Annotated in this window: 13 protein-coding genes; 8 read left to right on the plus strand and 5 right to left on the minus strand. The window is 59.3% G+C overall.

All coding sequences use genetic code 11. The features are described from left to right. Positions 1–10: 10 nt before the first annotated feature. The 4 genes from cbiB to OAN307_RS01405 all read right to left on the minus strand — a co-directional run bounded on the left by cbiB (position 11) and on the right by OAN307_RS01405 (position 3,281). Positions 11–916 carry an adenosylcobinamide-phosphate synthase CbiB gene (gene cbiB, locus OAN307_RS01390; protein WP_015498088.1) on the minus strand — a complete coding sequence of 302 codons (906 nt, stop codon included), beginning with the start codon at positions 914–916 and terminating at the stop codon, positions 11–13. Continuing rightward, on the minus strand, positions 916–1,854 hold the full coding sequence (locus OAN307_RS01395; protein WP_015498089.1) for a threonine-phosphate decarboxylase: 939 nt from the start codon (positions 1,852–1,854) through the stop codon (positions 916–918). The genes cbiB and OAN307_RS01395 overlap by 1 nt, the downstream gene beginning before the upstream one ends. Beyond that, positions 1,851–2,219 (minus strand): DUF1636 family protein, encoded by a 369-nt coding sequence (locus tag OAN307_RS01400; RefSeq protein ID WP_015498090.1) that lies wholly within the window; start codon positions 2,217–2,219, stop codon positions 1,851–1,853. The genes OAN307_RS01395 and OAN307_RS01400 overlap by 4 nt, the downstream gene beginning before the upstream one ends. A gap of 87 nt (positions 2,220–2,306) precedes the next feature. Beyond that, positions 2,307–3,281 carry a glutathione S-transferase family protein gene (locus OAN307_RS01405; RefSeq protein ID WP_015498091.1) on the minus strand — a complete coding sequence of 325 codons (975 nt, stop codon included), beginning with the start codon at positions 3,279–3,281 and terminating at the stop codon, positions 2,307–2,309. A 316-nt stretch (positions 3,282–3,597) separates the two neighbouring features. Between OAN307_RS01405 and OAN307_RS01410 the strand changes: the two genes are divergently transcribed. The 8 genes from OAN307_RS01410 (at position 3,598) to OAN307_RS01445 (ending at position 11,028) form a co-directional block, all read left to right on the plus strand. Then, the gene (locus OAN307_RS01410) at positions 3,598–3,831 is read left to right on the plus strand and encodes a DUF6732 family protein (RefSeq protein ID WP_015498092.1); all 234 of its coding nucleotides are present in this window, start codon (positions 3,598–3,600) and stop codon (positions 3,829–3,831) included. Continuing rightward, a complete protein-coding gene (locus OAN307_RS01415) occupies positions 3,828–5,069 on the plus strand; it encodes a sirohydrochlorin chelatase (RefSeq protein WP_015498093.1) in 1,242 nt (413 codons plus the stop codon). Before OAN307_RS01410 ends, OAN307_RS01415 begins: the two co-directional genes overlap by 4 nt. Positions 5,070–5,168: 99 nt before the next feature. After that, a complete protein-coding gene (locus OAN307_RS01420; protein ID WP_044043014.1) occupies positions 5,169–5,810 on the plus strand; it encodes a precorrin-8X methylmutase in 642 nt (213 codons plus the stop codon). Between the two features lie 83 nt (positions 5,811–5,893). Next, on the plus strand, positions 5,894–7,123 hold the full coding sequence (locus tag OAN307_RS01425; protein WP_015498095.1) for a bifunctional cobalt-precorrin-7 (C(5))-methyltransferase/cobalt-precorrin-6B (C(15))-methyltransferase: 1,230 nt from the start codon (positions 5,894–5,896) through the stop codon (positions 7,121–7,123). A gap of 67 nt (positions 7,124–7,190) precedes the next feature. After that, entirely contained in the window at positions 7,191–7,892 is a 702-nt protein-coding gene (cobI, locus tag OAN307_RS01430) for a precorrin-2 C(20)-methyltransferase (protein ID WP_015498096.1), read from the plus strand. Positions 7,893–8,002: 110 nt separating this feature from the next. Continuing rightward, the gene (gene cobJ / locus OAN307_RS01435; protein ID WP_044044411.1) at positions 8,003–9,832 is read left to right on the plus strand and encodes a precorrin-3B C(17)-methyltransferase; all 1,830 of its coding nucleotides are present in this window, start codon (positions 8,003–8,005) and stop codon (positions 9,830–9,832) included. After that, complete coding sequence (gene cobM, locus OAN307_RS01440; RefSeq protein ID WP_015498098.1) at positions 9,829–10,602, plus strand: precorrin-4 C(11)-methyltransferase; 774 nt, start codon at positions 9,829–9,831, stop codon at positions 10,600–10,602. Before cobJ ends, cobM begins: the two co-directional genes overlap by 4 nt. 78 nt (positions 10,603–10,680) lie before the next feature. Next, positions 10,681–11,028, plus strand: a complete 348-nt coding sequence (locus OAN307_RS01445; protein WP_015498099.1) for a hypothetical protein — start codon at positions 10,681–10,683, stop codon at positions 11,026–11,028. On the opposite strand, the gene OAN307_RS01450 is transcribed toward OAN307_RS01445, so the two are convergent. Next, complete coding sequence (locus OAN307_RS01450; protein WP_015498100.1) at positions 11,029–12,210, minus strand: MalY/PatB family protein; 1,182 nt, start codon at positions 12,208–12,210, stop codon at positions 11,029–11,031. Between the last annotated feature and the right edge of the window lie 103 nt (positions 12,211–12,313).

Here is a 12,313-nt window from a genome sequence, read left to right on the forward strand (position 1 = left end):
TAACGCACCTTCACAGCAGTGCAATCCCAACCGCGCCACCAACTGCGACAGCGGCGGCTATTGCCCATGACTTCCACAGCAACCCGATTGCGGCGTCCACATCGTTCGGTCCCGCATCCTTGCGCCCCTCGGGGTTCACCCATGGGAAATCCTCGCGCACACCATCATAGCTGCGCGGTCCCGACAGCGACACACCAAGGGCGGGGGCGATTGCCGCCTCGGGCCAGCCCGCATTCGGGGATCGGTGCAGCACTGCATCGCGCGTGATATCGAGCCACGATGCACGCCCATCAGCGACGTACCATATTAAAAACGCGGTGAACCGTGCAGGAACCCAATTCAGCACATCATCAAGCTTTGCCGCCGCCCATCCAAACGCTGCGTATTTTTCCGTCCGATAGCCAATCATGCTGTCAGCGGTGTTCACAATCTTATAGGCCAAAAGCCCCGGCAAACCCGCAACCGCGAACCAAAACACCGGTGCGATCACCCCATCGCTTAGGTTTTCCGCCGCACTTTCAATCGCCCCGCGCGCGACCGCAGGCCCATCCATTGCACGCACATCGCGCCCCACGATCATCGCCACTGCACCGCGCCCGTCGCTCACCGATAGGCGCAACGCATCGGCCACCTTTTGCACATGCTGCACCAAAGACCGCTGCGCGAGCAGCATCGCCCCCACGATGACCTCAGCCCAGATACCCGGTAGGGCAGCCATAACCAGCCCGACAACCAACGCCCCACTGACCATCACCACCACAGCCAGAACACCGGCCCTTCGCGTTTTGTTATTCAGCACGGCGTCCAATTTCGCCACGACGCGGCCCATCAGAACGGCGGGATGCGGGATGCGGTCCCAAAGCCACTTCGGTTCCCCGAAAATCGCGTCCAACACCATGGCCAACACCAGCGCCATCAGCGCAAACTGTCGACAGCAGCTTCTAGCTGGCCCCACCGATCAGGGTGCGGAAAACCCAACCGCAGCCACGTTTTCGAATAGGGAAAAATCCGGCTCCAGACATGGGCCGTGGCCAGATGATCCTGTGCCGCCGCCGCATCCGCGACCTCATACAGGCGGAACAAATCCGTCCCGCCTACAACGGGCAACCCAACGACTTTATCTAATCGCATGGCATCCGCCGCCAACCGCTCCCGCGCAGCATCAGCCCACGCCACATCCTCCAACGCCCGCGCGCCGATTTCCAGCGCGGGGCCGGACACCGCCCAGGGCCCCAACCTGTCACGCAGCTTTCTGGCAACATCGGGGGGGCAGATCGCGAATCCTAATCGTAGTCCCGCCAACCCCCAAAACTTGCCGAAACTCTTCAGGATCACGCGGTCTAGTTCGGCGGCCTGACCCACATGGCTGTCCTGCGGAATCACATCACAGAAACTTTCGTCGATGATGGTCGGGCACGGATGATGCGCAACTTGCCAGGCCCGCCCGTCCGGATTGTTGGGATGCACCAGCACTTGTACGTCGGCGCGGCCTTCCGATTGCACGACCCAGCCTTGGGCCTCAAACGCAGCAGCATGTTCGTTGTAGGTCGGCTTTGGGATGGTCACGACTGATCCGGGCCACACACTTGGCATCTGCGCAATCAATGCTGACGCACCGCCCGCGATGACCAATTCTGTCGTGTCTGGGATGTGCCAAAACGCCCGTGCGGCTTTCGACAAACGCCGCATCGCGCCGCTATCTGGCAAAGCTGTCCATGCATCCGTGCCGATATCACCCACCGGATAGGGCAGCGGATTGATCCCCGTGCTCAGGTCCAACCAGTCGCTGCGCGTCCCGCCATAGGTCGCAATCGCGGCGTCTAACCCACCGCCATGGTCGCGCTTTTCTGTCATTCAGGCAGCGGCTGATGACGTGACACAAAATGCCCCTTCACGCCCTGCGGCCATTCACGATACGGCACCTGTCCGTTCGCACTTGCTGCATGTTTGCCCGCATATTCGACAATTGCTTGGGCGTCACTCTTCGTGGCCTCAAACGTGCCGAGCGAATAGTTGATCTTACCATTGGCCTGCACCGTGATGTTGCAGGCCCGATCGCAGCCCATCGTGCACGACACGCGGCGGGTTTTTACGTCCGTCGCACCCGATGCCGCCGCTTCGATTAGCTCAGCTAATGCCTCACCGTCGGTCTTTTCCATGCCGGTTACTTCCCAGCCAGCGCACTTGCAGGTGTCGCAAATTGTTATCCAAGTCGTCATGTCAGCCTCGCGTGTTCAGGTACCAATTGTTGAACCGGAATTGCCGCGAGGCTGCAAGCCCAATCCCCTTAATCGTGTCCCAACAATTCATGCACGCCCGTGTGGTTCCATAAAATCCAGATCAGGATTGGTCGGAATAATCCGGTGTGGGTTAATCGTCTCATGACTGTAATGATAGTGCCGCACGATATGATCCATGTTCACCGTCTCGGCCACGCCTGTGACCTGATACAACTCTCGCGTGAACCCCCACAGGTTCGGGCAATCAAGGATGCGTTTGCGGTTACATTTGAAATGTAGGTGGTAGACATTATCGAACCGCACCAGCGTCGTCCAAAGCCGCCAATCTGCCTCGGTCATTTTGTCGCCCATCAGGTAACGACCCTCGCCCAACCGCGCCTCAAGCCAATCGAGCGATTCGAACAGCGGTGCGACAGCCGCATCATATGCCGCCTGCGTCGTCGCAAACCCCGACTTGTAGACCCCGTTATTCACAGTATCATAAATCCGCGCGTTCACCGCTTCGATGTCGCCGCGCATCTCTGTGGGCCAATAATCGTCTGCGTTGCCGGTGATCGCGTCAAACGCCGAATTGAACATGCGGATGATCTCGGAACTTTCATTGCTGACAATCGTGCCGCGTTCCTTGTCCCACAATATCGGCACCGTCACCCGCCCTGACATCTGCGGGTCTGCCTTAAGATAAATATCACGCGCAAATGGCAGCCCGAACAGCGCATCGCCCGTGGCCCCGTGCTCGTCCGTCTCAAACGTCCAACCATCCGACAGCATATCAGGATGCACCGCCGACACTGTGATATGGTCTTCCAACCCTTTGAGTTTACGGAAAATCAACGTGCGATGCGCCCACGGGCAGGCGTAAGACACATACAAATGATACCGCCCCGAAGCCGCCCCAAACCCGGCCTCACCTGATGGCCCAGCAGATCCGTCTGCGGTGATCCAGTTGCGAAATGTTGCGTCCTTACGCTTGAACGCGCCGCCTGTGGATTTTGTATCATACCAAACGTCGTGCCATTGCCCGTCTACTAACTGTCCCATAATTCGCTCCTAAATTCTGTTGACCCTCAGCTACCGCAACTGCGCCAATCAACCAACCGCGACCCAAGCGCAGCGATGGTGCGTATTCGCACAGGTCGGATTCGCCGCCTCGCGCGCCGCATACCTGATTGCGGCCCCGCCCCGCCCACGATACCAACACCCCAGACGACGCCCCATCTGATTATTCGGGGGCCAGAGAGGTTGTTGCGCTTTAGGTTGACCCAAAACGGGGACCGCAGGCGCAAATCGTCCAAAGCCGCCCCGTTTCGGGTCAGCGGTTCTCTGGTCTATAGGCATAGACACACGGAGACGACGCATGCGGCTTACACTTGCTCTATTCACCATCCTCGCGGCCAATCCCGCACTGGCGCATGTCGGTCATCTGGCCGAAGTTGCGGGCCATGGCCACTGGGTCGCCGCAGGTGCCATCGCAATCGCGCTGGGCATCGCCGCCCTCGGTTCTAGAAAGGGCGCTGCGCGTAAGGACAAAACGCAAGACAGCGACGTCACCGATGACGACGCCACCGACGAAGAGGAAGCATTGGCATGAGCGATAGAATCAAAACAGATCCAAAAACAGGCGTCATGATCTGTGGCCACGGGTCGCGCTCGCAATCTGCCGTTGATGAATTTGCCACCCTTGCCGACAAACTGCCTGCCTACTTGCCTGATGATTGGCAAACTGAATACGGCTACCTCGAATTTGCCAATCCCGTGATCCGTGACGGCCTCGACAAACTGCGCGAAGCAGGGTGCACCCGCATTCTCGCCGTCCCCGGAATGTTGTTCGCCGCCATGCACGCGAAAAACGACATCCCCACGGTCCTCAACACCTACGCCGCCAAACACGGCATGCAAATATCATACGGCCGCGAACTCGGCGTTGATCCAAAAATGATCTCCGCCGCCGCTGGCCGCATCCAAGACGCAGTCGCCGCCGCCAACATCAAACACGGCCCAGTTCATTTGCACGACACCTGTCTTGTGGTTATCGGGCGCGGCGCGTCTGACCCCGACGCCAACGGCAACGTCGCCAAAATTGCGCGCATGCTGCACGAAGGTATCGGTTTCGGCTGGAACGAAGTTGGCTACTCCGGCGTCACATTCCCCCTCGTCGAACCCTGCCTCAACCATGCGGCAAAACTCGGCTACAAACGCATCATCGTCGCGCCGTATTTCCTGTTCTCCGGCATCCTGATTGATCGGATCTACGGATTTACGGACCAAGTTGCAGCGCAACATCCCGACATTCAATTCGTCAAAGCGGGCTACTTGGGCGACCACCCGAAAGTTCTGGAAACATTTGCCGAACGCATCATCGAACAGACCGGAAAAAACCCGCCGCCCAATTGCGGCACATGCGCCTACCGCACCCAAGTCCTCGCGATGGACAGTGGAAAGACCGTAACGATAAAAGCTGAAGACCGTGAAAATCACGCAGCTTTCGCCGACTCCCCACCGCCGACTTGCGTGTTGTGCAAATACCGCACCCAAGTCCTCGGTTTCGAATCCGAAGTTGGTGCTGTGCAAGAATCACACCACCACCACGTCGAAGGCCAAGGCGCATCAGCACCTGGATCAAACGTCACCGACTGTGCGCTGTGTGACACATTTTGCACCGGCATGTGCCGTCTCGCCGCCCAACAGGTCCAAGATCATGCGCACGACCACGCCCACAAGCATGGCCATGATCACGCCCACACCCACGACCACGATCATCACCACGCAATCTACCCCCACGCCAAACACCCACACGGCCCCGAATCTGCCCGCAAGCCGAAATCCTAAGACCCGCACTTACTTCTTTCTCTTCAATTGTCTTTGTTTTCTAAATACCCCCGCCAGAGGCTCCTCCAAACACCAAAGGCACCGCCCCGAAAGCCCGAAATGCGCCCCTACGAAACCAACCCCTCAGCCATTTACGCCGCCAGCTTCGCGACTGTCGCAGCCGAGGCACGTCTGGACCGTTTCGCACCGGCACTGCACCCCCTCATCACCCGCCTGATCCACTCTTGTGGCATGGTCGAAATCGCCGACCGCTTGGCATTTTCTGCCGACGTGGCATTTGCGGGCCATCACGCCATGCAATCTGGCGCGCCGATTCTGTGCGATTGTGAAATGGTCGGCGCGGGCATCATCCGCCGCTACCTGCCCGCTCATAATCAGGTCATCGTCACCCTCAACGACCCGCGCACCCCCGACCACGCCGCGAAAATCGAAAACACCCGATCCGCCGCCGCCGTGGAATTTTGGGAACCCCATATCGCGGGCGCAATTGTCGCCATTGGCAATGCCCCCACGGCCCTGTTCCACCTGCTCGAATTAATCGACCAAGGCTTCCCCAAACCTGCGGTGATCCTTGGCTTCCCTGTCGGGTTTGTTGGCGCGGCAGAATCCAAAGCTGAACTTGCCGCCAACCCGCGTGGTATCGATTTTGTCGCGCTGCGCGGTCGCAAAGGTGGCTCTGCCATGGCATCGGCGGCGGTCAACGCCCTCGCTGCTGGCCTGCCCGAAATCAAGGAACGTTAACATGGTGCTAGCGCAAATCGTATGTACAGGGTGTGTACAGATTGTGTACGCGGTGTGTACGTCATGCAGCGGGGTAATCGCCGATGGTTAACGCCCCCGTTCAGGCCCCCGTTCAGGCCCCGTGGCTCCACATCGTCGGCATCGGCGAAGACGGCATGGACGGTCTCGTCCCCGCCACCCGCGCCGTGGTCGAAGCCGCAGACGTCATCATCGGTGGTGACCGCCACCACACGCTGTCGATCAACCCAACGGCCACTCGCATCGCATGGCCGTCCCCTTTTGATGCCATGATTGAAACGCTACAAACCCTCAAAGGCAAACGCGCTGTGGTGCTTGTGACCGGGGACCCGCTCTGGTTCTCCGTTGGTGCCCGCATCGGCCGCGCGATCCCCGCCAATGAACTTGTCTACCACCCGCAACTCAGTGCCTTCCAACTCGCTGCCGCCCGCATGGGTTGGTCGCTGGCAGATGTTGAAACCCTCACCGTGCATGGCCGCCCCGTCGAACAGATGATCGCGTTTATTCAACCTGATCAACGACTTATCGTACTGACAACAGGCGCAGACACCCCCACACAAATCGCTAAATTCTTGACTGAACGTGGTTTTGGAAATTCCAAAATGACGGTGCTGGCGGCAATGGGTGGCGCCAATGAACAACGCTTTGACGGCCCGGCAGATGGCTGGTCCCACACGGTTCCAGCGTTCAACACGCTGTGTATCGACTGTATCGCAGCCCCTGACGCCGCCCTGCTGCCCCGCGTTCCCGGCCTTGCTGACAGCCTGTTCGTGTCTGATGGGACGATGACCAAACAAGAAGTCCGCGCTGCGACATTGGCCAAACTCATGCCCATGCGCGGTGCACTCCTTTGGGATATCGGAACAGGCAGCGGCAGCGTCGCCATCGAATGGATGCGCGCCGCACGCTATGCCCGCGCCATCGGCATCGAACCGCGCGCGGATCGCCGGGCCATGGCCGCGCAAAACGCGCTGGCACTTGGCGCACCCAAGCTGGAATTGATAGATGGAACAGTGCCTTACGCGCTGGATGGTCTTGACGCACCCGACGCTGTTTTCATCGGTGGCGGCCTGTCGCGCGAAACTTTTGATGCCGCATATGCCGCCCTGCGCCCGCTTGGTCGGCTGGTCGCAAATGCCGTCACTCTGGAATCTGAGGCTGAATTGATCGCCCTGCACCGCGACCACGGCGGCGACCTCGTCAAAATACAAACCCACCGCGCCGAACCAGTTGGCCGCCTCACCGGATGGCGCCCGTCCATGCCCGTAACGCAATGGAGCTTGATTAAACGATGACGGATATTGCTGTATACCGGCCCTCCGGGGGGCGTATTTTGGCCAAGATGAATGCGAGGAGCGGCGCATGAGCGGAACCCTCTACGGCGTTGGCGTCGGGCCTGGCGCGCCTGATCTTATGACATTGCGCGCCGCCCGCCTGATCGAGGGCGCGGGCGTGATTGCCTACCCGACCCTTGCGGGGGCCGCCAGTTTCGCGCGCTCTATCGCCGCCGATCTGATCCCCGCAGGTGCGCGCGAAATCATCATGGACGTACCGATGACCTTGGATCGCGCCCCCGCCCAAGCGGCCTATGATGCAGGTGCGGCCCAAATTGCGGACGCGCTTATTGCGGGTGATGACGTGGTCTGCCTGTGCGAAGGCGATCCGTTTTTCTACGGATCATTCATGTACTTACACGCGCGCCTGAACACACAGTTCACTGTCAAAGTTGTCCCGGGCGTCACGTCCGTCACCGCCTGTGCCGCCGAAGCTGGCCGCCCGTTGGTCGCGCGAAACGAACGCCTTACGATCTTACCCGGGCCGATGGACGAAGCCGCCCTGCGTGAGCGCATCGCAGGCGCAGAGGCAGTGGCCATCATGAAGGTGGGGCGGCACTTGCCCAAACTGCGCGCGGTGATCGAAGACCTCGGCCTGACGGATCACGCCACCTATATCGAACGCGCGACCCTGCCTGAACAGGTCGTCACACCGTTGCGCGGCGCCCCTGAAAAGGCGCCGTATTTTTCAATGATCCTTCTTACCAAAGGGGCCGATCCGTGGCTGTAATTTCTGTCGCCCCAAAGGGGCGCAAACCCTCTGAGTCCCCAAAGGGGCGCAAACCCTCTGAGTCCCCAAAGGGGCGCAAACCCTCTGAGTCCCCAGAGGGGCGCAAACCAATTGTCCTAGCGCTGTCCAAATCCGGCGAACCCACCGCACATGCCATCGCATCGGCGCTGAATTGCCCCGTCCATGGCCGCGAAAACCGTGTGGGCAAGGCTGACGCCTTTTTCGCCAATGCGCTAGATCACACCCGTGATCTGTTCGCCGCTGGCATCCCCATTATTGGTGTCTGCGCGTCCGGTATTCTAATCCGCGGCGTTGCGCCTTTGTTGGCGGATAAAACCACTGAACCGCCGGTTGTTTCGGTGTCTGACGACGGTAGAGTTGTGGTGCCGCTGCTGGGCGGGCATCGCGGGGCAAACCGCCTCGCGCGCGATATTGCTGATGCGTTGCAAGGCGTCGCAGCCGTAACCACTGCGGGCGACGTGGCGTTGGGTGTGGCGCTGGATGAACCGCCCGTGGGCTACCGCCTGCAAAACCCCGACGACGCGAAATCCGTCATGGCGACGTTGCTGTCAGGCGGTGGTGTCACATGGAACGGTCCAGCTATTTTCGACGTCGACCTACCCTTTGGAAAAGACATCGAATTGTGCGTCACCGAAGCGGATGAACCCGGCTCACAAACGCGCCTCGTCTATCATCCGCAAACATTCGCGCTGGGCCTTGGCTGCGCGCGAAATGCTGATCCTGAAGAGCTTTGGAATCTTGTCAACGAAACCCTGCACAATCACGACATTGCGCAGGGGTCGATCGCCTGCGTTGCGTCCATCGACCTTAAGGCAGATGAACCTGCGATCCTTCAAGCGGCTGCGCGCCTTGGCGTCCCACTGCGTGTTTTCACGGCATCTGAACTCGAACAACAATCGCCCCGCCTTGCGAACCCGTCCGATGTGGTCTTTGCCGAAGTCGGCTGCCACGGCGTATCTGAGGGCGCGGCGCTCGCCGTCGCGGGGTCGGCAGCCACCTTGATGGTCGAAAAATGTAAGACCGCCACCGCCACCTGCGCCATCGCTCACGTGCCCGAGCCCATCACGACACTAAGCGGCCGCTCCCGTGGTCGCCTGTCTGTCGTTGGCATCGGGCCGGGTCAGGCCGCATGGCGCACCCCCGAGGTGTCCCGCCTCATTGCCGATGCAGAAGAACTCGTCGGGTATGGCCTTTATATAGATTTGCTTGGGCCCTTGGTGGCTGGCAAGATCCGCTCGGATTTTCCATTGGGCGGCGAAGAAGCGCGCTGCCGCTACGCCCTCGAACAGGCAGGGCTTGGCAAAAACGTAGCGCTGGTATGTTCCGGCGACGCGGGCATCTACGCCATGGGCGCGCTTGTGTTTGAACTGCTTGATCGCGCGTCAAACGAAGAAGGTGTTTCCGATGCGGCACGACGCGCGGAAATTATCTGCTCTCCCGGCGTGTCTGCCCTGCAAGGCGCTGCTGCCCGCGCAGGAGCGCCACTGGGTCACGATTTCTGCACGATCAGCTTGTCCGATCTGCTCACGCCCCGTGCCGATATCATCCGACGGCTGAACGCTGCCGCGCAGGGCGATTTTGTTATCGCGTTTTACAACCCCGTTTCCAAAACCCGTCGCACGTTGCTGGCCGAAGCCCGCGACATCCTGCTGCAACACCGCCCCGCCGATACGCCGGTCATGCTGGCGTCGAACCTCGGCCGACCCACAGAATTGGTCCGCTTCCGACGTCTTGATGAACTTGAGGTCGATGAAGTCGACATGCTCACTGTCGTTCTCATCGGGTCGTCCAATTCCCGTCTCGCGCAGTTGGGTGAGGGGCCGCGTATGTTCACCCCGCGTGGCTATGCCCGCAAAATAGATGGCGACCTTGTGGCCAAACGCGACGATCCATACCCCGCAGAGGAGCCTGCACAATGACCGTCTATTTCATCGGCGCAGGCCCCGGAGACCCTGAACTTCTGACCCTAAAGGCCGCCCGCTTGATTTCCGAATGCCCCGTTTGTCTGTATGCTGGATCGCTGGTGCCAGAGGCCGTTGTCGCTAACGCCCCTAAAGACGCGATCGTCATCGACACGGCCCCCATGCACCTTGACGAAACGCATGCCGAAATCGTCAATGCCCACGCCAAAGGCCAAGACGTCGCGCGGGTTCATTCTGGTGATCCGTCATTATACGGGGCCATCGCCGAACAAATTCGCCGCCTTAAGGCTGATGGGATCGATTACAAAATTATCCCCGGTGTGCCTGCCTACACCGCCGCTGCCGCCGCCCTAGGTCAAGAATTGACTGTACCAGAAGTCGCGCAATCCATCGTGCTGACCCGCATGTCGATGAAATCCACTGGCATGCCAGCTGGCGAAACGCTGGACAATTTTGGGCGTACCGGAACGACGCTTGCGATCCACCTTGGGATCCGGGCCTTGCGCGAAATTGAACGTCAGTTGATCCCGCACTACGGGGCCGATTGCCCCGTCGCCGTGATCTACCGTGTCGGGTGGCCGGACGAACAGATCATCCGTGGAACGCTGTCTGATATTCGCGCCAAAGTCCGGGATGCCAAAATCACCAGAACGGCACTGATTCTCCTTGGACCAGCGTTGGCAAACGACAACGGTTTTCCGGACTCCGCACTTTATGATGCAGCCAAACCCCATGTTTTAAGGCCGAAAGCTAAAGCCTGGGTGTGAAGCCATGATTGTCATAAAAGGTTAACTTGACCGAAACATATTATCGGCCATCCTGTGGCTTTGGGAATGGAGTTACCAATGCTTGAATCACTGCCGCAATCGATCCGCGACGAACTGCACGCAGCGCAATCGAAAGCCGCTGCAAAGAAGGCCCGACTGCGGGTTGAGGCGAATGGCGAAAGCTACCGGATTGACCGCATGACGGGCACGGGCTTCGCGCTTGATATTGAAGACGCGCCAAAGCTGCGCGGCCTTGTCGATATCTACGACGGCGGTCGCCACGTCAGCCAGTGTCTGATTGTAGCTGCCGCGCAGAACGGCGAACAGATGGTCTACGAATTCAAACGCAACACTGCAGCAGGCGACGGTGCACCGCTCGACTTTGAACGGTTGGAAAATGCGCCGATCGCCTTACTGGGCCGCTAGTTACTGCAAATCGCTAAAGGCATAGCGCATCCGTGCGACAGCGTCGTCGATCATGGCGCGTGGTGCGCCAATATTGAAGCGGTGGTGCAAGGCACCCCCAAGACCAAGACCGCCGCCCGGTGTGGGCAAAACGTGGGCTGTGTTGTGGAGACGTTTGCGAATTTCGGCGTCCGACATTCCGGTGTCACTAAAATCGACCCAAGCCAGAAACGTGGATTGCATCGGCATCGCCGTAACGCCAGGGATCGCGTTCATCCCGTCGCACAACGCCTGCCTGTTGCCGTCCAGCACCTGCATCAAAGCATCAACCCATGCCGCACCTTCGGGTGTATAGGCTGCACAGGTCAAATCTGCGCCCAAGCGGTTCGGCTGAATATCCATCGCCGCATACAACGCCGCAAAACGGTCGCGCAAAGTCGCGTCGGGGATGATAACATAACCGGTCCGCAGTCCTGCAATATCAAAGGTTTTGGACGCCGCCGACATCACCACAAGGTGTTGCAGCGCATCCGGTGCGTTCAGCGCAGTCGGCGTGTGTTTATGACCGGCAAACGTCAGATCCATGTGGATTTCGTCTGACAGCAGCAGCAGATCGTTGCGGGTGCAGAAGGCTGACAGGGCCTGTATCTCGGCCGGTTCCCAAACGCGGCCAGCGGGGTTATGCGGGCTGCAAAACAACACCGCCTTTTCAGTACCCGTCAGCTGCGCCTCAAGTGTCGCAAGGTCCATGCGGAACAGTCCGCCGTCATCAATCACCAGTGCAGATTCGACCATGACGCGACCATTGCGGCGAATCTTATTGGCGAATTCATGGTAGACAGGGCTGAAAATGATGATCCCGTCACCCGGTTCGGTCAGCGACTGCAACGTCAGGCCAACTGCGTTGCCGATTCCATGGGTGGCAAAAACATGGGCAGGATCGGGCCGCCAGCCGTGTCGGTTCTGATACCACCATGCAACTCGTTCAGCGAACTCGTCATAGTCGAAATATCCATACTCGCCACAATCCATCAAAGACTGGGTGGCCGTCTGCAAAAATGGCGCAGGCTGGAAATCCATTTGCGCAATCCACATGGGAATCATGTCGCCATCTGCGGGCCGCCCCAACAGCGCGCCCATATTTTCCCATTTTGTGCTGCGTCCGGTGGTGATGTTTTTTGGGGTCTCAAAGTCGAATTGCATCAGGCTAGATCCTTTTGATTTTGACGAAAACTAATGGACGCCAATCCAAGCGCAAGATCAAAGTCCACCCCGTTGCGCTTTGTGGGCTTCGCGACTAAATGAA

Origin of the sequence: Octadecabacter antarcticus 307, assembly GCF_000155675.2 — a bacterium.
Lineage (GTDB): Bacteria > Pseudomonadota > Alphaproteobacteria > Rhodobacterales > Rhodobacteraceae > Octadecabacter > Octadecabacter antarcticus.